Origin of the sequence: Acidithiobacillus sp. (genome assembly GCF_023229925.1) — a bacterium.
In the GTDB taxonomy this organism is placed as follows: Bacteria; Pseudomonadota; Gammaproteobacteria; order Acidithiobacillales; family Acidithiobacillaceae; genus Acidithiobacillus.
Map to the genome: position 1 here is coordinate 112,159 of NZ_JALNYM010000004.1, position 25,498 is coordinate 137,656.

At 56.9% G+C, this 25,498-nt stretch carries 21 protein-coding genes, 1 tRNA gene and 1 riboswitch; of the genes, 9 read left to right on the forward strand and 13 right to left on the reverse strand.

What is annotated here, in order from left to right; all coding sequences use genetic code 11:
* Nucleotides 1-12: 12 nt before the first annotated feature.
* From clpA to M0P56_RS12090, 8 genes are all read right to left on the reverse strand, one after another.
* Entirely contained in the window at nt 13-2,271 is a 2,259-nt protein-coding gene (clpA, locus tag M0P56_RS12055) for an ATP-dependent Clp protease ATP-binding subunit ClpA (RefSeq protein ID WP_291510270.1), read from the reverse strand.
* 3 nt (nt 2,272-2,274) lie between these two features.
* The gene (gene clpS, locus M0P56_RS12060; RefSeq protein ID WP_291510271.1) at nt 2,275-2,583 is read right to left on the reverse strand and encodes an ATP-dependent Clp protease adapter ClpS; all 309 of its coding nucleotides are present in this window, start codon (nt 2,581-2,583) and stop codon (nt 2,275-2,277) included.
* Nucleotides 2,584-2,760: 177 nt separating this feature from the next.
* On the reverse strand, nt 2,761-3,537 hold the full coding sequence (locus M0P56_RS12065; protein WP_291510272.1) for a peptidylprolyl isomerase: 777 nt from the start codon (nt 3,535-3,537) through the stop codon (nt 2,761-2,763).
* Nucleotides 3,538-3,601: 64 nt separating this feature from the next.
* Nucleotides 3,602-4,168, reverse strand: a complete 567-nt coding sequence (locus M0P56_RS12070) for a DJ-1 family glyoxalase III (RefSeq protein WP_291510273.1) — start codon at nt 4,166-4,168, stop codon at nt 3,602-3,604.
* A gap of 134 nt (nt 4,169-4,302) precedes the next feature.
* A complete protein-coding gene (locus M0P56_RS12075; RefSeq protein ID WP_291510274.1) occupies nt 4,303-5,730 on the reverse strand; it encodes a S41 family peptidase in 1,428 nt (475 codons plus the stop codon).
* A gap of 99 nt (nt 5,731-5,829) precedes the next feature.
* The gene (locus M0P56_RS12080; protein WP_291510275.1) at nt 5,830-7,176 is read right to left on the reverse strand and encodes a peptidoglycan DD-metalloendopeptidase family protein; all 1,347 of its coding nucleotides are present in this window, start codon (nt 7,174-7,176) and stop codon (nt 5,830-5,832) included.
* 85 nt (nt 7,177-7,261) lie between these two features.
* Complete coding sequence (gene gpmI / locus M0P56_RS12085; RefSeq protein WP_291510276.1) at nt 7,262-8,791, reverse strand: 2,3-bisphosphoglycerate-independent phosphoglycerate mutase; 1,530 nt, start codon at nt 8,789-8,791, stop codon at nt 7,262-7,264.
* Between the two features lie 66 nt (nt 8,792-8,857).
* Nucleotides 8,858-11,344: a glycogen/starch/alpha-glucan phosphorylase gene (locus M0P56_RS12090; RefSeq protein ID WP_291510277.1), complete on the reverse strand. Its 2,487-nt coding sequence runs from the start codon at nt 11,342-11,344 to the stop codon at nt 8,858-8,860.
* Nucleotides 11,345-11,486: 142 nt separating this feature from the next.
* On the opposite strand from M0P56_RS12090, the gene M0P56_RS12095 reads away from it, so the two are divergent.
* Both M0P56_RS12095 and M0P56_RS12100 read left to right on the forward strand, forming a co-directional pair.
* Nucleotides 11,487-11,936 carry a host attachment protein gene (locus M0P56_RS12095; protein ID WP_291510278.1) on the forward strand — a complete coding sequence of 150 codons (450 nt, stop codon included), beginning with the start codon at nt 11,487-11,489 and terminating at the stop codon, nt 11,934-11,936.
* A gap of 34 nt (nt 11,937-11,970) precedes the next feature.
* Nucleotides 11,971-12,357 (forward strand): rhodanese-like domain-containing protein, encoded by a 387-nt coding sequence (locus tag M0P56_RS12100; protein WP_291510279.1) that lies wholly within the window; start codon nt 11,971-11,973, stop codon nt 12,355-12,357.
* A 12-nt stretch (nt 12,358-12,369) separates the two neighbouring features.
* Here the strand turns inward: M0P56_RS12100 and M0P56_RS12105 are convergent, their stop codons facing one another.
* Nucleotides 12,370-13,311, reverse strand: coding sequence for a carbohydrate kinase family protein (locus M0P56_RS12105; RefSeq protein WP_291510280.1), 942 nt, complete (start codon nt 13,309-13,311; stop codon nt 12,370-12,372).
* 122 nt (nt 13,312-13,433) lie between these two features.
* Between M0P56_RS12105 and M0P56_RS12110 the strand changes: the two genes are divergently transcribed.
* The 5 genes from M0P56_RS12110 to M0P56_RS12130 all read left to right on the forward strand — a co-directional run bounded on the left by M0P56_RS12110 (nt 13,434) and on the right by M0P56_RS12130 (nt 18,787).
* Nucleotides 13,434-14,039, forward strand: a complete 606-nt coding sequence (locus tag M0P56_RS12110; protein ID WP_291510281.1) for a flagellar motor protein MotB — start codon at nt 13,434-13,436, stop codon at nt 14,037-14,039.
* Nucleotides 14,040-14,181: 142 nt separating this feature from the next.
* Complete coding sequence (gene metK, locus M0P56_RS12115) at nt 14,182-15,351, forward strand: methionine adenosyltransferase (RefSeq protein ID WP_291510282.1); 1,170 nt, start codon at nt 14,182-14,184, stop codon at nt 15,349-15,351.
* Between the two features lie 35 nt (nt 15,352-15,386).
* Nucleotides 15,387-15,519, forward strand: a riboswitch (S-adenosyl-L-homocysteine riboswitch).
* A gap of 19 nt (nt 15,520-15,538) precedes the next feature.
* Nucleotides 15,539-16,945 (forward strand): adenosylhomocysteinase, encoded by a 1,407-nt coding sequence (gene ahcY, locus M0P56_RS12120; protein ID WP_291510283.1) that lies wholly within the window; start codon nt 15,539-15,541, stop codon nt 16,943-16,945.
* Complete coding sequence (gene metF, locus M0P56_RS12125) at nt 16,945-17,763, forward strand: methylenetetrahydrofolate reductase [NAD(P)H] (RefSeq protein WP_291510284.1); 819 nt, start codon at nt 16,945-16,947, stop codon at nt 17,761-17,763. Before ahcY ends, metF begins: the two co-directional genes overlap by 1 nt.
* A gap of 151 nt (nt 17,764-17,914) precedes the next feature.
* Nucleotides 17,915-18,787, forward strand: a complete 873-nt coding sequence (locus M0P56_RS12130; protein WP_291510285.1) for a phosphoribulokinase — start codon at nt 17,915-17,917, stop codon at nt 18,785-18,787.
* An 83-nt stretch (nt 18,788-18,870) separates the two neighbouring features.
* Here M0P56_RS12130 and M0P56_RS12135 read toward each other — a convergent pair.
* A tRNA-Arg gene (locus M0P56_RS12135) sits at nt 18,871-18,946 on the reverse strand.
* Between the two features lie 55 nt (nt 18,947-19,001).
* Entirely contained in the window at nt 19,002-20,009 is a 1,008-nt protein-coding gene (locus tag M0P56_RS12140) for a sodium:calcium antiporter (protein ID WP_291510286.1), read from the reverse strand.
* A gap of 112 nt (nt 20,010-20,121) precedes the next feature.
* On the opposite strand from M0P56_RS12140, the gene M0P56_RS12145 reads away from it, so the two are divergent.
* Both M0P56_RS12145 and M0P56_RS12150 read left to right on the forward strand, forming a co-directional pair.
* Nucleotides 20,122-20,745 carry a hypothetical protein gene (locus M0P56_RS12145; RefSeq protein ID WP_291510287.1) on the forward strand — a complete coding sequence of 208 codons (624 nt, stop codon included), beginning with the start codon at nt 20,122-20,124 and terminating at the stop codon, nt 20,743-20,745.
* Nucleotides 20,746-20,843: 98 nt separating this feature from the next.
* Entirely contained in the window at nt 20,844-22,688 is a 1,845-nt protein-coding gene (locus M0P56_RS12150; protein ID WP_291510288.1) for a DEAD/DEAH box helicase, read from the forward strand.
* A gap of 104 nt (nt 22,689-22,792) precedes the next feature.
* On the opposite strand, the gene M0P56_RS12155 is transcribed toward M0P56_RS12150, so the two are convergent.
* Nucleotides 22,793-22,996: a cold-shock protein gene (locus tag M0P56_RS12155; RefSeq protein ID WP_009564993.1), complete on the reverse strand. Its 204-nt coding sequence runs from the start codon at nt 22,994-22,996 to the stop codon at nt 22,793-22,795.
* Nucleotides 22,997-23,098: 102 nt separating this feature from the next.
* On the reverse strand, nt 23,099-25,261 hold the full coding sequence (locus M0P56_RS12160; RefSeq protein WP_291510289.1) for a primosomal protein N': 2,163 nt from the start codon (nt 25,259-25,261) through the stop codon (nt 23,099-23,101).
* Nucleotides 25,262-25,498: the final 237 nt, after the last annotated feature.

Consider the following 25,498-nt stretch of genomic DNA (forward strand, 5'->3'; position numbering starts at 1 on the left):
CTTATCCGTCCGTCAGTCTTGATGCACCGGCTCCGGTATGGCCAGTTTTACCTCGCCATTTTCCAGCCGCGCTGTAATCCGTGTGCCTTTAGGTAGCTCGCCGAAAAGGATATGCTCCGCCAGCGGCTTCTTCAGGTGCTCCTGAATAATCCGCGTCATCGGCCGTGCGCCCATCTGCGGGTCGTAGCCCTTGTCCGCCAGCCATTGCCGTAGTTCAGCGCTGATTTCCAGGCTATAGCCCTTTTGCAGCAACTGCTCGTCCAGCTCCATGACGAACTTGTCCACCACGTGCAGCACCGTCTCCTTGGAAAGTGGTGTGAAGGGTACGACGGCATCCAGGCGATTGCGGAACTCTGGCGCGAAGACCCGGCGGATGGTCTCCATTTCCTGTCCGCCATCACTCTGGGGGACGTTCATGAAACCAATATTCGTTTTGCCACGTGACTCGGCGCCCGCATTGGTGGTCATAATGAGCACTACATTGCGGAAGTCTACTGTGCGGCCGCCGGCATCCGTCAGTTTGCCGTGATCCATCACTTGCAGGAGGACATTGAAGATATCCGGGTGTGCCTTCTCAATTTCATCCAACAACAGCACCGCATGTGGATTACGGCTCACCGCCTCCGTCAGTTGTCCAGCCTGATCATGCCCGACATATCCTGGCGGTGCACCGATGAGCCGTGACACCGTGTGCCGTTCCATGTATTCACTCATGTCGAAGCGCAGTAACGGAATGCCGAGCAGGCTGGCCAATTGCCGGCTGAGTTCGGTTTTGCCCACGCCGGTCGGGCCGGAGAAGAGAAAACTTCCCACCGGCTTTTCATGGTGACGCAGACCTGCCCGCGCCATTTTGATAGCCGCGGAGAGTTCGTGGATGGCCTTTTCCTGACCATAGATGACGAATCCCAGATCCCGCTCCAGATTCTTCAGCGCCTGACGATCATCGGTAGAAACACTCTTACCCGGAATACGGGCCACCCGGGCGACCATTTCTTCAATGTCGTGAACACCGATGCTCTTTTTACGTCGGGATGCGGGTAAAAGTGCTTGCGCGGCGCCCACCTCGTCGATGAGGTCAATGGCCTTGTCGGGCAGATGGCGATCATGGATGTGCTTGACGGAAAGCTCTACTGCCGCGCGCAGGGCGGTGTCGGTATAACGCAGGCCATGATGCTGCTCAAACTGCCCCTTCAGTCCGCGCAAAATCTGCACGGACTCTTCCTGAGAGGGCTCCGGCACGTCAATTTTCTGGAAGCGGCGGGTTAGCGCGCGATCTTTCTCAAAATACTGGCGGAACTCCTGATAGGTGGTCGCCCCAATGCACTTCAGTTCGCCGGAGGCGAGGGCTGGCTTCAGCAGATTGGAGGCATCCATGGCGCCGCCCGAAGCGGCTCCGGCGCCGATCAGGGTATGAATCTCGTCAATGAAGAGGATGCTGTTGGGTTTTTTGCGCAGAGCCTTCAGCACACCCTTCAGGCGTTCTTCAAAGTCACCCCGATAGCGGGATCCGGCGATCAAGGCCCCCAAATCCAAGGCATAAATCGTCGCATCTTCCAGCATCTCCGGCACCTTGCCGGCGACAATGGCGTGCGCAAGGCCTTCGACGATAGCGGTTTTCCCGACCCCCGGTTCACCGACGAAAAGGGGGTTGTTTTTTCGGCGCCGCGCCAGCACCTGCAGCGCCCGTATCAACTCCTCTTGGCGTCCGATCAGCGGGTCCAGCCGCCCGGCCCGCGCCAAGGCATTGAGGTTGCGCGCATAGGCGGTCAGTGGGTCCTTACTGTTTCCCTTCTTTTCCGTGGTGCCTTCGACTTCCTCTTCTTCCTCATCCATGACTTCATCCTTGCGCATGCCATGCGCCAGAAAATTGACCACATCGAGTCGTGTCACGTGCTCCTTTTGCAGGAAATAAACGGCGTGGGAGTCTCTCTCGGCGAAGATGGCGACAATGACATTCGCTCCCGAGACCGCTTCCTTACCCGCCGACTGCACATGGTAAAGGGCACGCTGAATGACCCGCTGAAAACCTACGGATGGTTGGGTGTTGACCGTTCCTGCAGGACCCATGGCAGGTATCTTGCGTTCCAGAAACCTCTGCAGTTCCGCAGACAGATGGGTGCGATCGGCACCGCAAGCGCTGAGCACATCCATGCCGTCAGGGTTATCCAGAAGGGCAAGCAGGAGATGTTCCACGGATGCATATTCATGTCCGTACTGACGGGCCATCTGGAAGGCCTGATTGATGGACTGTTCCAGAGATTTATCGATCATGGGTCACTCCTTTTCCATGATACAGCGCAGTGGGTGCTGGTGTTGCCGGGCATCAACGGTGACCAGAGCGACCTTGGTTTCCGCCAGATCATAGGGAAAAATCCCGCATAATCCCTTACCCTGCTGATGTACCGCCATCATCACCGCGACTGCCTCCTCATGGGGCTTGTGAAAATACGCTTCAAGAATATGCACGACATAGTCCATGGGAGTGAAATCATCATTTACCAGCAGCACCCGGTACATGCGGGGTTCCTGTACCTGCGGCTCGCGCTCCAGGATGGTGCTGCGACGGTGCGGTGTTCTACCCATGACCTACACTCCATAGTATTTAACATCCGCTGTCATTGTGGCGCCTGCCCGCCACTCTGGCAAGGTGGTCCACCAGCAAAATCCGCATACCCTTCGCCTTTCGAAGATGGGGTTGCTGGTGGCAAAAAAAAAGCGCCGGAGGCTTCCCCCGGCGCTTCTGCTCAAACGATACCGAAATTACTTGGTGATATCGATTTTCGCCTGGCTGCGCAAATCGGCGACGAACTTGGCGGCCTCCTGCTGCTGCAACTGCATCTTGATACGATCCTTCATGGCACTCAGTGGCGGAGGGGTCAGGGCACGAGTCGCCTGTACCTCAATCACGTGATAACCGAACTGGGTCTGCACCGGGCCAACGGGCTTGTCGATAGGGGCTGTCTCGATGGCCTGAGCGAAGGGTGGAACGACCATGCCGGGGACAATCCAGCCCAGTTCGCCACCGTGGGCGGCACTGGCCTTGTCAATGGAGTCTTTCTCCGCCAGGGTAGAGAACTTTTTGCCAGCCTTGAGCTCAGCCACAACCTTGTCGGCTTCGGCCTTGGTCTTCACCAGGATGTGACGCACTTCAAATTCCTTCTTACCCATGGCCTGGACGAACCGGTTGTAGGCATTCTGGATGTCGGTTTCAGGAACCGGATGATCTTTTACATACTGGTCCACCGCCGCATCGGCCAGGATCTGACGCTTGGCTATGGCCAAGCGTTGCTTGACATCAGAGGACTGTCCCAGCTTGTGATTGATGGCATACTGCGAAAGTACTTCCATGTTTACCAGATTCTGCACCACCTGCTCGCGGGCATTGGGCTCTTTGGCAAGCGCCGGGCTCATGGACATGATGGCCTGCACCTGGCTGTTGTCGATGGCGGTACCATTGACGGTGGCGACAGGGGCAGCAAAAGCAGGTACTGCAAAAGCGCTGACTGTGGCAGCAAGAATGACCGCGCGAAGTTTCATAAATTTTCCTTCAGGTTAAGTGACGCTGGCCCTATTATCCATAGTGGCGGACAAAGGGGAAGTATCAGGAGGTACTACGTTGCAGTGGCGCCTCTGTTTCCCGACGTTTTTCGGGGCCGAGGAGGAGTTCCACCAAGGTAAGAGCAAAATCCATAGCAGTACCAGGTCCCCGTGAAGTAACCAGGGGGCCATCAACCACTACGGCACTCTCTTGATAGGTGTAGTCCGAGCTCTGCGGGTCGAGGGTGCCTGGATAGGCGGTGACTTGGCGCCCGTCGAGCAGATGATGGGTGACCAGCATGCCGGGTGCCGCACAAATGGCGGCAATAATCTGCCCTCGCCGGTGCCTTTCCTGCAGAAGCTGAATAAGCGGTGGGTGCGCTGCCAAGCGCTGCACGCCCTCATTGCCGCCAGGGAGCAGGATCACATCAATATCAACGCTGAGCACATCGGCTAACAGTGCGTCGGGTTGCAGACGCAACCCGCGCCCGCCGGTGACCAATCCTGCATCGAGCCCAGCGAGGATAACCTTTAAACCCGCCCGCCGAAGAATGTCGCAGGAGTTCACCACCTCCATATCCTCGAAGCCGTCCGCCACGGGGATAAGTACCTGTATTGCCGAGGTCACCATGGCCCTGTTCCTCTTAGAATAAATGTAAGATATTTACCATTCGGGCAGCCCGAACAGCCACCTTTGGTTCGACCGCGCGCGTGCGAAATTTATCCATGATCAGCGCATGACAAAGCAAAATATTTCTGGCCGGATCATTGTCCCACGGCTTTCGGAAGGGGAATTACGGTGTCGACGGTATGCCCCTTCTTCCGTACCGGGACGACCTTGCCTTCCAGAATGGCGAGTGCTTCGCGCAGCGGGTAATCCTTAGCCAGGTCTGGCCTCAGGACACTGCTGGCGGCCATGGGCTCCTCTTCCTTCGTGGACCGGGTGGCTGCGGTGGCTGGCAGGGCGATGGTGTACTGGGGGGTGACCTTGCTGCATTCGTCCGGCGCTTTCAGTACACCGTGTAATTCCGACTCTTTCAGGAGGTCGGCATCCAGGGCACGCAGCTGTGCATTGGCTGGCTGCACCTGGATGTTGGGGATAATACCCTGGCTTTGGATGGAGCAGCCCGCCGGGGTGTAATAGAGTGCCGTAGTCAGTTTGAGGGCACCGCCATTGCTCAGCGGCATCACCGTTTGCACCGATCCTTTGCCAAAGCTGCGCTGGCCCATGACCAGAGCACGGCGGTCATCCTTGAGGGCGCCGGTGACAATTTCGGCCGCCGAGGCGGAGCCGCCATTGATGAGCACAATCATGGGCGCGCCGTGGAGATAGTCTGGTCCATGGGCGGAGAAACGCATGTCGCTGTTGGTGGTACGGCCTTTGGTGTAGACGATCAGTCCTTTGTTCAGGAAGATGTCCGCCGTCTCGACCCCCGCCCCGAGCACTCCACCCGGATTATTGCGCAGGTCGAGGATCAAGCCTTTGAGGTGCCCGTTAGCCTCCTGCTCCAGATGCTCTACGGCCTTGCGGGTCGCACTGCCCGTGTTGTCCTGGAACTGACTGATACGGATGTAGCCAATACCGGGTGCGAGCATCGCGGCGCGCACACTCTGCACCTTGATGATGGCGCGGGTCAGGGTGAAGTGCAGGGGCTGGGCCTGATGGGGTCGTAAAATGGTCAGGGTTACCTGCGTGCCTGGTTTGCCTCGCATCATATCCACGGTCTTTTGCAGGCCGATGCCCTGCAGGGCCTTGCCGTCAATTTTGACGATGAGGTCGCCTGATTCGATGCCCGCCTTTGCTGCCGGGGTACCGTCGATGGGGGCAACCACTTTAAGTACCCCATGATCACCCGTTACCTCGATACCCAGCCCTCCAAACTTACCATTGGTGAGCACTTGCATCTCTTTGAATTCTTTTGGCGTCAGATAGGCAGAGTGGGGGTCCAGGGCGCTGACCATGCCATTGATGGCGCCATCCATCAGTTTCTTGTCGGAAGTGGGATCGACGTAATTGGATTTGACGATCTCGAAGACCTGACTGAGGGTCTGGATTTGTTCCAGAGGGATGTTATCCTGATCCTTAGCCGCATAAACGGTGACCGCAAAACTGACGCTGACGCCCAGAACGAGCCCGATGCCGACGCCCAGCAAAGTACTGCGGCATGGTTTAGGGAAGCAGAAAGCGGACATGGATGAAGTCTCCGATGGTGCAACGGCACCCCGTGAATATTTGCGGTAAAAGGAAGGCGACCGGCAACATGGTGCATCTCATAAAGGTCAAGTCATTCCTCAATTGTGAATGTAGTCCAATGGGTTAACAGGATGTCCGGCGTTACGCATCTCAAAATAGAGGCCATCGTTCCCCAATTCCCCACCGCTGCCGACACTGCCTACCGGGCGACCTGCAGAGATCTGTTGTCCGACGTGGACATTAGTAACGCCCAAGTGCCCATATATGGCCAATAAGCTATGTGCGATTTGCACGATGACAATCTGTCCATAGCCCCGTAAAGGTCCCGCGTAAAGTACCATGCCTGGTGCAATGGCGCGAACTGGTGTCCCTACTGCGGCCTGGAAGGTAATGCCCTGCCAGTTGAGTCCGCCAGTCACCCGCGGCGCCCCAAAACGGGCGCTGACAGGCCCGCTTACTGGCGCGGGGTAGTTACCGTGACCGACGATGGGTGTGGCAGGCAATGCGGGTGGGGGCGCCGCCGCTATCACTGGCGGATGCACGACGGTGCTGGGCAGCTGCTTTGGCGCATTTGCCGCACGTTGAACCTGTTGTGCCCGCGCTGTTTCCTGCGCTCGCCGCACGCGCCGTTCTGCCTGTTTCTCCTGGGCCAGACGATGTTGCTCATCGGCCTGCCGTCGTGCGGCGATTGCCGCTGCACGACGGGCCGCCGCTTCGGCTTCGACCTTGCGTTGCGCTTCGGCGGCAGCCGCAGCCGCCTTGGCGCGGGCGACCTCTTCCTGGTGGCGGAACTGTACGAGCAGACGGCCCACTAGTCCATCGAGAATATTGGCGTTTGCCTGCAGTTCGGAAATCTTCGATTTGTCGGCGGCAATGCGGCTTGCCAGTTGATTTTCCAGCGCGGCTTGATGCCGGCGCTGTTGCTGGAGAGTTTGCTCTTGAGCACCGACCTGCCGCGCCAATTGGGCGAGGTGCATTTCGTGGGTTTGCACTTCGTGCTTAGTCTTCAGTATTTGTTGAGCGGTGCCTTGCGTTTTGATAATGAGTGTACTGCGCGTCCCGGCCAGGGACTCATAAAAGACGTTCATACGCCCCAGTTCTCCCGGACGTTCTGTTTGCAGCCAGACGGCGAGCGGCGTGACACCACCCAACGTATAGGCGGCACGTAACTGTTGGGCGAGAATGCCTTTTTGCTGAGCCAGTTCAGCCTGAAGTGCATTGATTTTTGCCCGCAGCTCAGCGATCTGCGTTTGTGCCTGGTGCTGCCGCTGCTGAATCCCGGCCAGTTTTCTCTGCGTCGAAACAATCCGCTGATTAATGGTGATTATTTCTCCGCGCAGCTGTGCCTGGGTTTTCTGCCCCGCTAAAAGGTGCGCCTGCATTTGCCCCAAATTCTCGTGGATATGCTCCAGCTTTTGCCGGCTGTGTTGTATTTTTTCCTGCAACGTTGCTGCTTCTCCTCCCACTGGGAGGAGAAGGGTCAAAGCAAGCAGTGCGCTGATGCGGGGATGGGACAAAAGCGACATAGTCTTAGTAGGTCTGAACCAAGTTTTTCCCGCCCATCTCAGGAGGCACCGGTAGATCCATGAGCTGAAGCAGAGTGGGGGCCAGATCTTCCAGCGCACCCCCGGACAGAATGTCAGCAGAACGCCCTATATATAGCAGGGGCACGGGATTGTGGGTATGGGAGGTGTGTGCCTGGCCGCTCTCGACGTCCAGCATTTGTTCAACGTTGCCATGATCGGCAGTGATGAGCACTTCGCCGCCTGCGGCGCGCACGGCGCTGACGATACGGCCCAGGCTACGGTCTACCGCTTCCACTGCAGCAATGGCGGCAGCCAGTTTGCCACTGTGGCCGACCATGTCAGGATTGGCGATATTACAGATGATGGCATCGTACTGGCGACTTTCAATACGGGTGACCAGCGTATCGGTCAGTTCGTTCACGCTCATTTCCGGCTGCAGATCGTATGTGGTGACCTTGGGGGAGGGAATCAACACCCGATCTTCACCGGGGAAGACCTTTTCGTTGCCGCCATTTAAAAAGAAAGTGACGTGGGCGTATTTTTCGGTTTCGGCGATGCGTAACTGATGCAAGCCGAATTGCGATACCCATTCGCCAAAGGTGTTTTTTAGACGGGTGGGGGGGTAGGCGACATGCACGTCAAAGCGCTCGCTGTATTCTGTGAGGGTAACGAAGTCTGCGAGATGGGGTATCACTTGCCGCGTAAAGCCGTCGAAATCCGCTTCGATAAAGGGGCGGGTGATCTGCCGGGCGCGATCGGAGCGAAAGTTCATGAATAACACGGCATCGTGATTACTGATGCACGCCGGGGTGGCACCAATCCGGGAGGCCGTGACAAATTCGTCGCTTTCGCCACGTGTATAGGCGGCAGCGAGCGCCTCGACACCCGTAGCATAGTGCTCACCCTTGCCGAGGGTAAGTAGATCATAGGTCTGCTGTACCCGGTCCCAGCGATGATCACGATCCATGGCATAAAAACGGCCAATTACTGAAGCCAGAGTACCTCCGTGGGTCTTTATCTCTGCGTCCAGCCTTTCTAGAGAGGCCTCCGCACAGCGTGGCAAGGTATCACGGCCATCCAGAAAAGCGTGCACGTAAACCCGCTCGGCGCCCCGATCTCGCGCCAGGCGCAATGCCGCGAAAATGTGTTCTTCGTGGGAATGCACCCCGCCTGCCGAAAGCAGACCAAGAATATGTACAGCTCCGCCCTGTGCCTTGGCGGCATCCACCGCCGCACAGAGGGCGTTGTTAGAATAAAAGCTGCCATCGGCGATGGCACGATTGATACGTTCGTACTCCTGATATACCACACGACCGGCACCAATATTGATGTGCCCAACTTCACTGTTGCCCATCTGCCCGCTTGGAAGTCCTACAGAGGCCCCGGACGCATTGATGAGGCCATGGGGATAACTCTGCCACCAACTATCCCAGTTCGGCGTGCGTGCCTGGGCAATGGCATTATCCTCTGGTTCTTCACGATAACCCCAGCCGTCAAGGATCAGGAGTAACATCGGACGTGGTTTATGGGTCATCAGTTTCCTCTGTGTGGCGAACGCACCCCGTTAGTGGGGGCATTAAAACAGATCAGGCGAATTCTGTCATGGGGCCATGACCAGAGGTTTTAGGTGCCAGATGTCCGTGTTGTACTGAGCGATGGTCCGATCACTGGAAAAAACCCCGCTGGCCGCGGTGTTGAGGATGCTGAGACGCTGCCATTCGGTCTGATCATGCCAGAGTTCCGCCGCTTCCCGTTGCTTGAGCTTGTAGCTGGTGAAGTCGGCGAGCACCATCCACGGGTCATGGGGGTGGGTGATGGAGTGGATGATGGGATCGAAAATACCTGGTTCGAAAGCGTTGAAATAGCCGCTTTGCAGCAGGTCCATGACCCGCGCCAAATCGCGGTCCGTCTGAATATATATCTCTGGATTGTAGTGTCCGCGCAGTTGTCTGACCTCTTGAGCATTGAGCCCGAAGAGGAAAAAGTGCTCCGCACCGACCGCTTCGCGAATTTCGATATTGGCCCCATCCAGAGTGCCGATGGTCAGGGCACCATTCATCATGAATTTCATGTTGCCGGTACCGGAGGCCTCCTTACCCGCGGTGGATATCTGCTCGGAGAGGTCAGTCGCTGCGCAGATATGCTCCATGAGGGAGACCCGGTAGTCGGGTAGGAAACTCACGCGCAGCAAGCCTTCCGTATCTGGATCATGATTGATGATATTGGCAATGTTGTTGATGAATTTGATGGTGCGCTTGGCCATAAAGTAGCCGGGCGCCGCCTTGCCGGCGAACAGAACATTGCGGGGAGTCACCTCGGCAGCTTCGCCGCGCTTGATACGATCGTAGAGGTGAACGACGTGCAGGGCGTTGAGCAGTTGCCGCTTGTATTCGTGAATGCGCTTTACCTGCACGTCCACCAAGGCATCGGAGATGAAGGTGACGCCGGTATGCTGATGTACGAGTGCTGCCAACCGTTTCTTGTTAACGCGACGTACCTCTGCCCAGCGCTCGCGGAACGCTGCATCATCCGCTGCCGGTGCCAGGTCCCGCAAATGTTCCAGGTCGTACTTCCAGTCGGCGCCGATGCGCTCGGTGAGGAGGTCACGCAGCCCTGGGTTGGCCCATTGCAGCCAGCGCCGCGGTGTCACCCCATTGGTTTTATTGTTAAATTTCTTTGGCCAGAGACGGTGAAAATCGGCGAAAAGCTCATCACAGAGGAGTTGGGTGTGCAGTGCCGCAACCCCATTGACCGAAAAGCTGCCCACCACGGCGAGGTGTGCCATGCGCACCATCTGCTCGCCGCCTTCTTCGATAATAGACAGCCGCCGCAGTAAGCCGGTGTCGCCCGGTGCGCACCGGGCTACCTCTTGCAGGAAACGTCCATTGATTTCCAGGATGATTTCCAGCAGGCGTGGCAGGAGCTGCCGGAATAAACGCACCGACCACCGCTCTAATGCTTCGGGCAATAACGTGTGATTGGTATAAGCCATGGTGTGGCTGGTGATGTCCCATGCGTCTTGCCAGTTCAGGCCATGCTCATCCATCAGCAGGCGCATCAGTTCTGGCACGGCGCAACTGGGATGGGTATCGTTGAGTTGGAAGCAGTGATATTTGGCAAAATCGCGAAAATTTTCGCCATGCACGGCGACCCAGTCCGCGACCACATCCTGAAGACTGGCGGAGGCCAGAAAGTACTGCTGGCGCAAGCGCAATTCTTTGCCGTTTTCGCTACTATCGTTGGGATAAAGCACCATGCTGATGTGCTCTGCGTTATTTTTTGCCGCGACCGCCTCGGGGTAAGCGCCCGCGTTGAATTCGCCGAGATCAAAAATGTCGGTGGACGCCGCTCGCCAGAGGCGCAGGGTATTGACCACTTCATTGCGATAGCCCGGAATGGGGACATCGTAAGGTACGGCGAGCACATCGTGGGTGTCGACCCAACGCCAATGCATTTTTCCTTGAGCATCATGATAGGTGTCGCTATGCCCAAAAAAATGGACCCGGCGCACGCGCGCTGGCCGTTTCAGTTCCCAGGGATAGCCGTTCTTCAACCAGTGATCAGGTTCCTCCACCTGCTCGCCACCACGAATTTCCTGACGGAACATGCCGTAATCGTAGCGGATACCATAACCCGTGACCGGCAAACCCAAAGAGGCGCAGCTATCCAGAAAGCATGCCGCAAGACGGCCCAGGCCACCATTACCCAGGCCAGCGTCAGGCTCCACTTCGATGACGTCCGTCAGTTCACGATGCTCCTGGGTCAGTACATCGCGTGCAGCGTCTTCCAAACCCAGATTCAGCAGGGTATTGCCCATAGTCCGCCCGAGCAGGAACTCCAGGGATAGATAAAAGGTGCGCTTGTTATTCTCGGCGGCCATTTTTTTTTGGGTGTTTTTCCAGCGTTCGACCAAGCGGTCACGCAGGCTCATGGCCAGGGCTGTATAAACGCTGCTCCCCGAGTTTGCCGTTTCTTCGGCACCCAGAGTGCGCAGCAGATAATGACGAGTATCCATGCACAGACTGGAGGCATCCATGCCCAAAGGGGGCAGGGGGCACGCGGTTTTGCTCAGGCTCGGGGCAGGCATGGTAAGACTCCTCAAAAGGCGGGTGATGGACAATCTCATCATAGAATGATGTTACGGCCCAGGAAAGGAGAGTTTATTGCTTGTTTTTTGTCATTGCCGCATCCATCTATAGGAGGGATCAAGCAATAAAGGAGAATACCGGATGGCTACTGTAACTTGGGTGTTGGTGAGTAATGCCGCGGAAGCGCGCCTCTTTAAAAATGAAGGTTGCGACACAGGCCTGCATCTCTTGCAGGATTGGACCCACCCCGACAGCCGCAAACATCAGGACGATCTGGTGACGGATGCGGGAGGGCGCGTTCAGCAGAGCTTCGCCGCCGGGGCACGACCTGGCATCGAGTGGCAAACCAGTCCTAAAGAGACGGAAATGTTGCACTTCGCCAGTGAATTGGCGACCTATTTAAGTGAGGCACGAAAGCAGAATGCTTTCCAACACCTGGTGCTTGTCGCTTCTCCGCATATTCTGGGTTTGCTGCGCGAAAGACTGGACGCACCTACCAGCGCAGTGATTTCAGGCACCTTGAACAAGGATTATACTTATGTCGGTGTGGAGGAGCTCAGTAAGCATCTCGCCCAGGTCATGTGTCCTTGAGGGCTTGTAGGTTTTGTTGCAGGAGGGAGGAAGAGTGAGCAAATCACTGGCAGATTTTATACGGAATGCGCGCGGTCAAATTCGCGAAATAGACTGCGACACGCTGGAGGACTGGCTGCGCAGCCGCGATGGTGTGCTGGTGGTGGATGTCCGGGAGTCCGGCGCCTTCATGGAGGGGCATTTGCCCAATGCTATCCATGTGCCCCGCGGCTATCTGGAGGCTATGGCCGATCCGGAGTATGCCCATTGTCATCCAGAGTTGGCCTTGGCGCGCGATCGGGTCGTTGTCCTTTACTGTGACAGCGGAACGCGCTCCGCACTGGCAGCGGTGACTTTGCAGGAGATGGGCTTTGCCGAAGTTTATAACCTCGGCGGCGGCATCAATGTCTGGGATGCCGAGGATAAGCCCATCGTTTCTTAAGTGGCTCGAAACCTAGCCGATATTCTCGCCAAAGTTTTCATGGTAGCGCGCCTGAAATTCCGGCCAGGTAAAACGGTGGTTCTGGGTGCCTGCACTTTCAATCTTATAGGCGCCCATCAACGAGGCGACCTTGCCGGTCGTTTCCCAGCCAAGGTCGCGCTCCAGTCCATATAGCAGCCCGGCCCGATAGGCATCACCGCATCCGGTAGGATCCAAAACGGCTTTGGGTTTGGCGGCTGGAATGATCGTCTCCTCGCCATCATGGTAAATCACCGAGCCATGCTCGCCGCGGGTGACGATCAGGGCTTTCAGACGCTGGCAGAGCTCGTCGACGCGGAGACCCGTGCGTGCCTGTACCATCTGGCACTCATAATCATTGACGGTGAGGTAGTCCGCACGATCAATAAGATGCGTCAAGGTTGCCGCATCAAAGAGGGGCAAGCCCTGACCGGGATCAAACAGCGTGGGGATGCCAGCATTCGTAAGGTCTTCCAAATGCTGCACCATGGCGCCGAGGCCATCGGGTGAAACAATGGCCCAATGCACATCTTCGGGAATACGGCCGGCCAGATGATTTTCCTGGGCCTGAAACATGGCGCCGGGGTGAAAGGCAGTGATTTGATTGTCGTCCAGATCAGTGGTAATGAAGGCCTGTGCGGTGTAATGGTCCGGGAGAATCCGCAGTAGTCTGGTGTCTAACTCTTGTGCCTCTAGGTGATCGAGGTAGGGGGTGAAGTCCTGGCCAGCGGTGCCGACAATCAGTGGATTGCCACCTAACAATTTTAGATTGTAGGCGATGTTGCCGGCACAGCCGCCAAAGTCGCGCCGCATTTCCGGGACGGTGAAGGAGACGTTCAGCATGTGTACCTGATCGGGCAGAATGTGTGCCTTGAAGCGGTCCTGAAAAACCATGATGGTATCAAAGGCCAGAGAGCCGCAGACGAGAGTGGACATGAAAACTCCTTGTTGGTTTTTTGTCAAAGTGGACTAAATGGTGTGGTATATTCATCTAAATCAGGCTATGATTGTAACAGGTTTCAGTTTGTAGTGCTGCCATATACGAGGTGCATTAGGCCATGAAGTGGGGGGTGCGCGCTTTGCTGGTGTTCTCCGGGCTTCTCCTCGCCATGCCGGCTTGGGGAGAGGGCCAAGCTGCGCATGATGAGACTTACATCAATCTCTTTGGTGGCAGCACCTTCTTTGATGCATCCAGCGGACTGGGTGGCGGAGGTAATGCTGGCGTGGTTGGTTTGCGTCTAGGGCATCGTGTGGACGCCCATGTGGGGGTTGAAGCGCAAGTGGCGGCAGCCTTTGCTCAGTTACAAAGTCCCGCGCATGCTAACGCCGCCAATCAATACAGTGGTGCGGTCCTCGGTAATCTTTACGTTTTTGATAGTTCTGATACTCCTTATCTTTCTTTGGGTTTGGGGGCATCCAGCAACCTGTTTAATAACCAGCTTGGGCGGAGCACCTCGTTGATGGGTGTCTTCGGGGTGGGATATCAGTATCTACTGAACGATCAGATTGGTTTGCGTCTGGGTGTGCAGGACCAGTTGCTCTTTAGTGCTCCTACGCCCAGCGGCGCTAACCTCAATGATGTACAGGTGACAGGTGGTATTTCTTATTTCTGGGGCGGTGGCAAAAAATCCTCTTTTCCGGTGGTCGGTCCGGCGCATCCTTAAGCCGTATACCCGCCCTGCTTGAGCAATTTTTGCCTTTGCGGTGAGCGTGTTTCACTTCGCTTGTGCTGTGTTCCTTTGATATAGTGCGCGCTGTCCCTGTCGACTGTGACAGTCGGCCTAGCCAGCGAGGAGCCTAGCGCACATGTCCAAAAGTCATCTTTTCACCTCTGAATCTGTTTCCGAAGGTCACCCCGATAAGGTGGCAGATCAGATTTCCGATGCCATTCTTGACGCGATTCTGGCTCAGGATTCCCGTGGTCGTGTGGCGGCAGAGACGCTGATCACTACCGGCCTGATCGTGCTTGCGGGGGAAATTACCACCTCAGCAGTGGTGGATTATGCGGATGTAGCGCGCCAGACCGTGCGCCGGATCGGTTATAATTCCTCGGACATGGGTTTCGACTGGGCCTCCTGTGCGGTGGTGCAGACCCTGGATAAGCAATCCCCTGATATCGCTCAGGGTGTGGACGAGGGGGCCGGCATTGACCTCGATCAGGGCGCTGGTGACCAGGGCCTGATGTTCGGCTTTGCCTGTGACGAGACAGATGTGCTGATGCCGACCCCCATCTATTTTGCCCACCGTCTGACCGAGCGGCAGGCGATGGTGCGCAAAGATGGTCGCCTGCCCTGGCTGCGACCTGATGCCAAAAGTCAGGTGACGGTACGCTATGAGGATGGTCGCCCAGTCGCCATCGATACGGTTGTGCTTTCCACCCAGCATAGCCCGGAGATCAGCCATGCAGATCTCGTCGAAGCCGTGCGCGAGGAAATCATCAAGCCTGTCCTGCCGCCTGAGATGATTCATAGGGATACGAAATACCTGATCAACCCCACCGGCCGTTTTGTGATCGGCGGACCTGTGGGCGACTGTGGTTTGACCGGGCGCAAAATCATTGTGGACACCTACGGTGGTCAGGGTAGTCATGGCGGCGGTGCATTCTCCGGTAAGGATCCTTCCAAGGTCGATCGTTCCTCTTCCTACGCCGGACGCTATGTGGCCAAAAACATCGTGGCCGCTGGCTTGGCCAGGCGTTGCGAAGTGCAGGTGGCCTATGCCATCGGTGTTTCCCAGCCGGTAAGTCTGATGGTGGACACTTTTGGTACCGGAGTGATCGACGACGATCGCATCGCCGCTCTGGTGCGTGAGCACTTTGACCTGCGCCCCAAGGGCATCATCCAGATGCTCGACCTGTTGCGGCCGATCTATGCCAAAACGGCTGCCTATGGTCACTTTGGTCGCGAAGAGCCTGAGTTCACCTGGGAGCGTACTGACAAGGCGGCTGTCTTGCGTGACGCTGCCGGACTGCGGTAAAAATGCCTTAGTGGGGGTTCCCCCTGCTGGAAGATCAGGTCGAGGGGCGCTGCAGTCGTCATGCCTCACTTTGCCGATCCGGCTGGATGCTTCTCTGGCTGGAATGGTGGTGGGGTTACGATCAGGCTCGACCTATGCTTCCCATCTGTAAAACTGCGCTCGCTTTCATGCTCAAGGAATGACTTACATGAATGCTGTGCTCAAAAGTTCTGCTGATTATAAAGTCGCCGATATTTCCCTCGCCGATTGGGGGCGTAAAGAAACCCGCATTGCTGAAACAGAAATGCCGGCTTTGATGACCATTCGCCGCAAATACCAGACGCAGCAGCCCCTCAAAGGTGCGCGTATTGCCGGCTGTATCCACATGACCATCCAGACCGCGGTACTCATCGAAACGCTGGTAGCGCTCGGTGCGGAAGTGCGTTGGTCGTCCTGTAACATTTTCTCCACCCAGGATCAGGCGGCGGCGGCCATCGCGGCGGCGGGTATTCCGGTTTTTGCCTGGAAAGGTGAGACGGAAGACGAGTATTGGTGGTGTGTCGAGCAGACCATCACCGGCCCGGATGGCTGGCGCCCGAACATGCTGCTGGATGACGGTGGAGACCTTACCGGCCTGTTGCACGAGAAATATCCGGAGCTGCTGGCCGGTATCCATGGCGTCTCCGAGGAAACCACTACCGGTGTGCATCGCCTCTGGGAAATGGCCCGCGAAGGCAGCCTGAAAATTCCTGCCATCAACGTCAACGACTCCGTGACTAAGAGCAAGAACGACAACAAGTATGGTTGCCGTCACTCGCTCAGTGATGCGATCAAACGGGCTACCGACCATCTGCTTTCCGGCAAGCGCGCACTGGTGCTGGGCTATGGCGATGTGGGCAAGGGCTCGGCGGCTTCCCTGCGTCAGGAGGGGATGATTGTGCGCGTTACTGAGGTGGATCCCATTTGCGCCATGCAGGCCTGCATGGACGGTTATGAAGTCGTGTCACCCTATAAAAACGGCATCAACGACGGTACAGATGCCAGCATTGATCGTGATCTTCTGGGCCAGATGGATTTGCTGGTGACTGCGACCGGTAACTTCAACGTCTGTGACGCCGGTATGCTCAAGGCCATCAAGAAGGGGGCCGTGGTTTGTAACATCGGTCATTTTGATAACGAAATTGATACTGCTTTCATGCGCAAAACCTGGGCCTGGGACGAAGTGAAGGCGCAGGTCCACAAGGTCTACCGCGATACGGTTACCGGTAAGGCCTTTGATCCCGATAGTGACGACTACCTGATCCTGCTCTCCGAAGGGCGTTTGGTGAACTTGGGCAATGCGACGGGTCACCCCAGCCGAATCATGGATGGTTCTTTCGCCAACCAGGTGCTGGCGCAGATGCATCTGTACGGTGAGCGTTTTGCCGATCTGCCTGCCTCGGAAAAGGCCGCTCACATCTCTGTTACCGTCCTGCCGAAGGCTCTGGATGAAGAAGTGGCCCGCTATATGGTGGAGGGCTTCGCGGGAGTATTGACCCGTCTGACTGACGCGCAGTCCAAGTACCTTGGCGTGTCCGTTGATGGCCCCTTCAAAGCGGATGCGTACCGCTACTGATGGCACATTCCGTCGAGTTCTTTCCCCCCAAAAATGCCGCGGGTGAGGAACGTCTGCGGGAGGCGATCACCGCGCTTCTCCCCTTGGGTCCCGAGTATGCCTCGGTGACCTTCGGGGCGGGTGGGTCCACCCGCGAGCGGACCTTTGCTACCGTGACCATGATCCGTCAGGATTATGATCTGGAGGCGGTGCCGCATCTTTCGTGCATCGGGTCTACGGAAGCCGGGATTCGGGAGATTCTCGAAGATTACCAGAAGCAGGGCATACGGCGTATCGTGGCCCTGCGTGGTGATTTGCCGGAAGGTATGGAGAATCCTGGCCATTTTCAGCATGCCGCAGATTTGGTTGCATTTATCCGTCATTTTGGTGGTTTTGACGTGTATGTGGCGGGTTATCCGGAGATTCATCCCAGAGCGACTTCGGCTCGTGATGATGTGGCGCATCTCGTGGCCAAGGTACGGGCCGGAGCGGATGCGATTATCACCCAATATTTTTTCAATCCCGATGCTTACCTGCAGTTGCGCGATGAGTTGCAACAACAGGGAGTTGAAGTGCCGGTGGTGGTCGGTGTCATGCCCATCACTCACTTTGAGCAAATATCCCGTTTTTCTGCCATGTGCGGAGCAGATATTCCGCAGTATGTGCGACGACGGATGGATGCCTATGCAGATGATCCACAATCTCAGTATCAACTTGGAATCGACTTGTTGAGCCGACAGTGTCAGTTGCTGCTGCGGGAAGGTGCGCCGAGCCTGCATTTTTATACCTTGAATCAGGCTGAGGCGACGACAGCGATCTGGTACAATCTCGGTCTATAGTCATCATTGATGTTATCGTCTGGCCAGCGCGCAGGGTCTGTGGCGGCTTTTATATTGACCAGCGGACGCCCTTTGCTAAACTGGCCAAAAGCATGCCAGTTCGCAGAGCGGACGCCCTGCAGGTTTTATTCACCAAAGAGGTTATATTTCCATGTCTAAGAAACATCCCGTCGTTGCCGTGACCGGTTCCTCAGGGGCGGGTACTACCACCGTCAAGCATGCCTTCCACGATATTTTTCGGCGCTTGAAAATTGATCCGGTCGTCATTGAAGGTGACAGCTTCCATCGTTACAACCGGACGGAGATGCGCGAAGCCATTGCCAAGGCTGCGGCTGAGGGTAAAACTATCAGCCATTTCGGCCCGGAGGGCAACGATTTTGAAGCGTTGGAGCGTCTGTTCCGCGAGTATGGTGAGAGCGGTCATGGACAGATGCGTTACTACGTCCACGACGAGCCCGAGGCAGAGTTGCGTGGCAGCGCACCCGGTACTTTCACCCCCTGGCAGGACATCCCCTCTGGTACTGATCTGCTGTTTTATGAAGGGCTGCATGGTGGTGTGAAGACAGACGATGTGGATGTGACCAATTACGTTGACTTGTTAGTTGGTGTGGTGCCAGTGGTCAATCTGGAATGGATTCAGAAGATTCACCGTGACAATGCCCAGCGCGGCTACTCTGCCGAGGCGATCGTGGATACCATCCTACGTCGTATGCCGGATTACATCCACCACATTACCCCGCAGTTCTCACGTGCCCACATCAATTTTCAGCGGGTGCCGCTGGTGGATACGTCCAATCCCTTCATTGCCCGCGATATTCCGACACCGGACGAGAGCATGGTGGTCATCCGTTTCCGGGACCATAAGGAAGAGAATTTCCCCGCTCTCCTGCAGATGTTGCCGGGTAGTTTTATGTCTCGCTCCAATACCCTGGTGATCCCGGGGACCAAGATGGGCTTTGCGATGGAAATCATTCTCGGCCCGCGTATTGAACGGATGCTGGAGGATATGCATCACACGATCTGAGGGTGCGCAGGCTAAGCCTGTGACAGATGATCCCGTGGTGGCGGCAGCCGCCGCGGGATTGCTGCTTTTGGCAGGGGAATATTTGGTGCCCCGAGCGCGAATCGAACGCGCGACCTACCGCTTAGGAGGCGGTTGCTCTATCCACTGAGCTACCGGGGCTACGGCTCATATTCTAGCAAAAGGCACCAGCGTGCGGCGAGTACCTTTCGGGTGGTCAGGTAAGGGCGAAAAAGTAAGCCCCGTAACAGGCTCCATTGAAAAGAAAATGATAGGGCCGCAGGGTGACGCCGCGGCGCACCAGAAAATAAGTGTATCCCCCGGCCAGCAGCGTCAGCCCTGCGCCCAGCAGAACGGGGGGGGAGGGCGACCAAGGGGTTAACAGTACCCCAATAGCGGGTAGCAGACTTCCCTGAAAGACCAGCGCCCCGGTGATGTTACCAAAAGCCAGTGTATCCTTGCCGCGGCGAATCCAGAGGATGCTGTTGATCTTTTCCGGCAACTCCGTGGCGATGGGCACCACCAGCAAAGACAGGATCAGTGCAGAAATACTGAGCCAGTGCGAGAGCCCCTCAATCCCATCGACAAAGAGGTTGGCACCGAAGACAATCATGCCTAGCCCTATGGCAAGCTGGATCAAGATGACCGGCATCTTCGTGGGCAGGCCAGTCTTGCTCAAGTACAAGGCATGCCCTGCTTCGGTGCCGTGCCCCTCGGCGACCAGCGCCGCAGAGGCGCGCAAGGTCACCATCACATACAGAAAGTACAGCGTGACCAGTCCCAGGCCGATGCTAATACGCGCCAGAGTGATGTGGTGGGGCACAAAGAGGGCAACGGCGGACAGACCAAAGGCGCACAGAAACCAGCCAAGATCGCGACGCAAGCCCGTAGGTTCTGGATTTAACGCTCCGCGCCAGCCGCGTTGTGGCGATACAAACAGCGCCATCATAAACAACGTCAGCGTGGACAGCATCATGGGGGCGCCCAGAATGGCGCCCACCCCCACCTCTTCCCCCAGGTGCGCCGGTTGCCCGCTGGTCGCAGCGAAAACTGCAACAATAGGCACCATAGCCTCGGGAAGCGCCGTGCCCACCGCCGCAAAAATGGAACCGGTAACGCCCTCGGAAATACCCAGACGGTCGCCCAGGTGCTCCAGCGCGTTGGTGAACGCCTCGGCACCGGCGAGGATGATGATGAGGGCTGCGACCAGCAGGAGGATGTTCATGGGGGCATTATGCCACAGACTCTGCACCCCGCAATGCACTGTGGGATGAGTTCCAGTGCAGATTGCGGTTATACTCGCGGGATACACCCAGCCGGGCATTAGGAGAAGGACGATGCAGAAGCTGTGCAGCTTTTTTGATCGGGACATTTACCATGTGGAAGGCGGACAGGGAAGCCCCGCCGTCTATTTCATGGCGGATAAAGATGCGGGCGGTATTCTCATTAACGCGCCGCGCTTTCGCCCTGATCTGCAAGCCGAACTGAGCGCCATCGCCCCCTTGCGGGTGCTTTTCCTGCCCAGTCGCTTTGGGGCGCAGGATGTCGCGCAATGGCAGGCGGCGGGCTGCAAGCTGGTGGCCCAGCCGGCGGAAGGTAAGGTGCTGGGCGTTCCTATTGATGTGCCACTGGATAGCAAGCTGCGCCTGACCCGCACCATCGATTTTCTGCCTATGTCTGGACGTACGGCTGGGAGTTGCGCCATGCGCTTGCGTAACAAGCCGGGTGCCATCTTTTTTGGGCCGATCCTGGAAAGCAAAACGGCGGAGCAGTGGCCGACTCTGGTGCCACATGCTGACGATGTCTCCTGGGAGATGCGTCTCTTCGGTAGTCTGGGCTTGCAGGATGTTCGCTATGCCTATGCCTTCACCGATACTTTTACGCCGGACCGGACCCCTATCGGGCCAGATGCCGACGCGGCCATCCAAACGCAGTTGCAGACGGTGCTGGATACTGACTGAGTTCAGTCATTTGTCGACGTAGCCAAAAATCGCTGCAAGTTATCTATAATTGGCGTATAGTGCGGACGCTGAATTCCCTTCGTTGTCCAGGTGTGCTCATGTCTCAAGAATCCGATCTCCGCTTTATTGATTTTGCCCTCGCTGAACCGATCCAAAAAGCGGTGACAGAGATCGGCTACGAACAGCCATCGCCCATTCAAGCGCAGAGTATCCCGCCGCTGCTGGAGGGGCGCGACGTTATCGGTCTGGCGCAGACCGGTACCGGCAAGACGGCGGCATTTGCTTTGCCGCTGTTAAGCCGTGTCGATCTTGGTCTGCGCGTGCCGCAGTTGCTGGTGCTGGCACCGACCCGGGAACTCGCCATACAAGTAGCTGAGGCCATGCAAAGTTATGCTAAGTTCCTCCCCGGGTTCCATGTGCTGCCCATCTATGGCGGACAGTCCATGACCTTGCAGCTCAAGCAGTTGCAGCGAGGTGTGCAGGTTGTAGTGGGTACGCCCGGGCGCATTCAGGATCACCTGCGCCGCAAAACCCTGCGTCTGGACCAGTTGCAGGCCGTGGTGCTGGATGAGGCCGACGAAATGCTGCGCATGGGTTTCATTGACGCGGTGGAGGATATTCTCAAACACACGCCCGATGGTCGGCAGGTGGCACTCTTCTCCGCGACTATGCCGGATGCCATCCGCCGCATTGCTAAAACCTATTTGCACGATCCCCTGGAAATCCGTGTTAAATCGGCGACGACTACGGTGGCCGCCATTCGTCAGCGCTATTGGCAGGTCAGCGGTACCCACAAGTTGGATGCTCTTACTCGTATTTTGGAAGTAGAGGAGAGCAACGCCTGGCTGGTTTTTGTGCGCACCAAAACGGCGACGGTAGAGTTGGCGGAGCGCCTGGAAGCGCGCGGTTATGCCTGTGGCGCCCTCAATGGCGATCTCAGTCAAGCCTTGCGCGAACAGACCATTGAGCGCCTGAAGGCGGGGACGTTGGATATTGTCGTTGCGACCGATGTAGCGGCCCGTGGCTTGGATGTCGAACGGATCACCCATGTGATCAACTACGATATTCCGAACGACACCGAAGCCTATGTTCACCGCATTGGACGCACGGGACGTGCCGGACGTGCCGGGGACGCTATTCTCTTTGTTGCGCCGCGCGAACGTCACTTGCTGCGTGCCATCGAGCGGGCGACGGGTCAGACAATCACGGCCATGCATCTGCCCAGCATGGAAGATGTCGCAGATCGGCGGATGAGCCAGTTCAAGGATCAGTTGTCGGACGTATTGAATAGTCAGGATCTGGCGGTTTTTGAATCCCTCATTGCGGATTATCAGCAGGAAAACGATGTGGGTTTGGGAGAAATCGCTGCGGCGCTGGCTTACATGGTGCAGAAAGAGCGGCCCTTGATTCCCATTGAGGCCGCAGTATCCAAGCCGATGCGCAGCGACTCCGTCAGTTCGGGTCGGCCGCCCTCATCACGTCGTCGCTCTGAAGACGATCGGGGCGCACGGCCGCCGCGCGGTGGTGCCACATTGGGAGGGGAGGATGTGCCTATGCGTCGCTTCCGTCTGGACGTGGGTGAAAGCCATGGTGCGCAAGTCAAAAATATTGTGGGTGCGATCGCCAATGAGGCAGGGATACCCAGCCGCAATATTCGCAAGGTACAGATTAACGCGGAGCATACCACTGTTGAGCTTCCCGCAGATATACAGCCGTCGGTTTTACAGCATCTGCAAAAGGTGTGGGTCGCTGGACGGCCTTTGCAGATCGCCCCGACCGATGCTGGTGTGCCTGTGGGGCGTGCGCCTGCCAAGCCGCGTCCAGCCGCGCGTGAAGAGCAGCGGGTACCGCGCAAGATACTTTCGGCTAAACCGGCAAAAAGTGAGTATAAATCGAAGGATCGTAGCGCTGGTGCAGCAAAGCGAAAGAAGCCCGCGCGCTAGCCGAACGAAAGAAAACCGGAATCGCGAAAGCCAGACCGGTAAAGTTACTTTTCCCCGCAGGGGGGGACGGATGGCTGAGAATGCTGCCACCCGTTGGACTTAAATTAAGCCCGGCGGACCTTCTCGGCCTGCAAACCCTTCGGGCCACGAGTCACTTCAAAATTGACGCGCTCGCCTTCGGCCAGGGTCTTGAACCCCGTACCTTCAATAGCGGAGTGATGCACAAAGACATCTTCCTTGCCATCTTCCGGCGTAATGAACCCAAACCCCTTGCTGTCATTGAACCACTTCACTGTACCAACCGCCATTTTACACCCCAAATTAATCAAAGATGGCCCAACTGGCCGTTGCCAAGGATAACATATCTACAGTCCGGTGCAAGTTTATATGCCTGACCAGGTCTTTAGTATTCAGGTAATCAGTAAGGGGTCCACATCAAGCATCCAGCGCACCTTTCTGGCGGAGTGAAGCTCGGCAAATTGTGGCAGCCAGAGTTTAAGCGCTTTTTGCATTTGGGCCCGACTTGGTGCTTGTATCCAGAGCTCTGCACGCTCGAATCCAGCACGACGCTCCATGAGCGACGGCGTCGGACCGCTGATCTCCACCAGAGTGGGCGGTGCGCATTGGCAGGCGGCCCTCAGGAATTCGTCTACCCGGCACCGTTGGTGCGCCTCGGCACGCAGCAGGGTAAGGGCTCCAACGGGCGGTAGCCCCGCCGCCCGGCGTTCATCCAGGAGAGCCTGGGCCGGAGGGCGGTAGTCGCCCTGAGCGAGGCTTTGCAGTAAAGGATGTTCGGGTAGATGGGTCTGCAGTAGTACCTGGCCGGGTCGCTCTTCACGACCTGCGCGACCTGCGACTTGTAGAACGGTCTGCAGCAGTCGTTCAGGAGCCCGAAAATCAGCGCTGAACAGACCCTGGTCAGTATTGATAATACCGACTAGGGTGACGGCCGGGAAGTGGTGTCCCTTAGCCAGCATTTGGGTACCCACGAGGATGGCAGCACGATTCTGGCGAATGTCGGCGACCACCGTAGTGAGGGCATCGCGACCCTGTAGTGCGTCGCGGTCGATACGCCAAATGGGGGTCTGAGGAAAGCGCTGGCGAAGTACCTCCTCCAGTTGCTCCGTGCCTTGGCCTGCGGTGATTAGCGCCGCACTGCGGCAGGCGGGGCAGACTTGCGGCCAGCGTGATACGTGATTGCAATGATGACAGCGGAGGCGTTCCTGTTGACGATGCCAGGTCATGGGCGCGCTGCAACGAGGGCAGTGCACCACATGACCACAATCGTGGCAGAGCACTGCTGGGGCATAGCCGCGACGATTCAGGAACAGTAATACCTGGTTGCCTGCTTCCAGGGTTTCCTTACACGCCGTTAACAGCGTAGAGGAAATGCCACCCTGCAGGTTCTCGCGGCGCACTGGTACGATGGTCATCTTCGGCAATTCCGCTGAAGTGGCGCGCTGGCGCAGCTCCAAGTGTCGATAACGGCCCTTTTGCGCGTTGTAGAGACTTTCCAGAGAAGGGGTGGCAGAGCCGAGCACAATGGGAATGTTTTCCAGGCGCGCGCGCTGAATCGCAAGATCCCGCGCCGAATAATGCCAGCCGTTCTGCTGCTTGAAAGAGGGATCATGTTCTTCATCGACAACAATCATGGCAAGACGGGGCAGGGGTACGAAAAGTGCCGAGCGGGTGCCAACGATGACCTGAATCTGTCCCGCTGCCGCCGCTGCCCAGATGCGCAAACGTTCGGCGTCGCCTTGTGCAGAGTGCAAGGCGGCTACGCGATGCTCGCCAAAACGCGTTTGGCAGCGTTCTACGAGTTGGGGGGCGAGGCCGATCTCCGGGACCAGAATGAGGACCTGTGCCCCAGATGCCAGATGCGGTCGGATTGCTTCCAGATACACTTCTGTTTTACCGCTGCCGGTTACTCCCTCTAGTAACCACGCGTGGAAGCTTCCGGCCATGCGTAATTGCAATACGGCGCTTTCTTGCTCCGCGTTTAGGTCATATGGAGAGGGCGCCGCCTGTTCTGGTGAGATAACTTCCGTCACCGCTTCTATCCAACCACGCCGGATGGCCTGCCGTAAAATGTGGCGTAATTCTTTGGGAATTTCTGCATCAGGCACAACACTCGTGGTGCCGAGCAATTCCCGGAGCGTTTGTTGCAATTTTCCGGGTTGGCGTGGTGCCGTCTGGGCCTCGATAGCACTGAGGCGGTAACCCCAGGGAGCCGGTTTTGGTAGCGGCCGTCCTTGACGCAGCAGGGTCGGCAAGGCGGTGGCCCAGGCATCGCCGAGCGGGTGATGGTAGTATGCCGCCCCGAACTCTATCAATTGCTGCAAGGCAATGGGTAAAATGGGATGCGCATCCAGAACCCGCTCGATGGTCTTTAGCGTTACATCGGGCGGGCAACTGGCGTAACCGAGAATGATGCCTACCCGACTGTTTTTGCCGAAAGGTACCCGCACCCGCATACCCGGCTGCAGATGGCCCTCCGACGGCGGGGCGTAAGAAAATATGCGGCGGAGCGGTACCATGACGGCGACCTGAATGCATCTGGTTTCAGCGCTCATGGAGTTGCCCACAACTTCTGTGGATAAGTCTGTGTATGAACATCTTGAAAAGTCCCAGACTCCCTGTTCTTCAACGCGTTAGAGTAGACGCCTAAAAAAGGTGCAAAATAAAAGATAATAAAAAACAATATGTTAATAATTTACACCAAAAACATAGTGGGACCACCCCAGCTTGTCCCCGTGTATGAGTAAATTGTGTATAAGTTTGTCAACGGTTGCTTTCAAAGTGCTCTGGGT

What these genes read in the sequence shown, in the direction of transcription:
- clpA (WP_291510270.1), bottom strand. Translation starts at nt 2,271, where the DNA reads ATGATCGATAAATCTCTGGAACAGTCCATCAATCAGGCCTTCCAGATG.
- clpS (WP_291510271.1), bottom strand. Translation starts at nt 2,583, where the DNA reads ATGGGTAGAACACCGCACCGTCGCAGCACCATCCTGGAGCGCGAGCCG.
- M0P56_RS12065 (WP_291510272.1), bottom strand. Translation starts at nt 3,537, where the DNA reads ATGAAACTTCGCGCGGTCATTCTTGCTGCCACAGTCAGCGCTTTTGCA.
- M0P56_RS12070 (WP_291510273.1), bottom strand. Translation starts at nt 4,168, where the DNA reads ATGGTGACCTCGGCAATACAGGTACTTATCCCCGTGGCGGACGGCTTC.
- M0P56_RS12075 (WP_291510274.1), bottom strand. Translation starts at nt 5,730, where the DNA reads ATGTCCGCTTTCTGCTTCCCTAAACCATGCCGCAGTACTTTGCTGGGC.
- gpmI (WP_291510276.1), bottom strand. Translation starts at nt 8,791, where the DNA reads ATGACCCATAAACCACGTCCGATGTTACTCCTGATCCTTGACGGCTGG.
- M0P56_RS12090 (WP_291510277.1), bottom strand. Translation starts at nt 11,344, where the DNA reads ATGCCTGCCCCGAGCCTGAGCAAAACCGCGTGCCCCCTGCCCCCTTTG.
- M0P56_RS12095 (WP_291510278.1), top strand. Translation starts at nt 11,487, where the DNA reads ATGGCTACTGTAACTTGGGTGTTGGTGAGTAATGCCGCGGAAGCGCGC.
- M0P56_RS12105 (WP_291510280.1), bottom strand. Translation starts at nt 13,311, where the DNA reads ATGTCCACTCTCGTCTGCGGCTCTCTGGCCTTTGATACCATCATGGTT.
- M0P56_RS12110 (WP_291510281.1), top strand. Translation starts at nt 13,434, where the DNA reads ATGAAGTGGGGGGTGCGCGCTTTGCTGGTGTTCTCCGGGCTTCTCCTC.
- metK (WP_291510282.1), top strand. Translation starts at nt 14,182, where the DNA reads ATGTCCAAAAGTCATCTTTTCACCTCTGAATCTGTTTCCGAAGGTCAC.
- ahcY (WP_291510283.1), top strand. Translation starts at nt 15,539, where the DNA reads ATGAATGCTGTGCTCAAAAGTTCTGCTGATTATAAAGTCGCCGATATT.
- metF (WP_291510284.1), top strand. Translation starts at nt 16,945, where the DNA reads ATGGCACATTCCGTCGAGTTCTTTCCCCCCAAAAATGCCGCGGGTGAG.
- M0P56_RS12130 (WP_291510285.1), top strand. Translation starts at nt 17,915, where the DNA reads ATGTCTAAGAAACATCCCGTCGTTGCCGTGACCGGTTCCTCAGGGGCG.
- M0P56_RS12140 (WP_291510286.1), bottom strand. Translation starts at nt 20,009, where the DNA reads ATGAACATCCTCCTGCTGGTCGCAGCCCTCATCATCATCCTCGCCGGT.
- M0P56_RS12145 (WP_291510287.1), top strand. Translation starts at nt 20,122, where the DNA reads ATGCAGAAGCTGTGCAGCTTTTTTGATCGGGACATTTACCATGTGGAA.
- M0P56_RS12150 (WP_291510288.1), top strand. Translation starts at nt 20,844, where the DNA reads ATGTCTCAAGAATCCGATCTCCGCTTTATTGATTTTGCCCTCGCTGAA.
- M0P56_RS12155 (WP_009564993.1), bottom strand. Translation starts at nt 22,996, where the DNA reads ATGGCGGTTGGTACAGTGAAGTGGTTCAATGACAGCAAGGGGTTTGGG.
- M0P56_RS12160 (WP_291510289.1), bottom strand. Translation starts at nt 25,261, where the DNA reads ATGAGCGCTGAAACCAGATGCATTCAGGTCGCCGTCATGGTACCGCTC.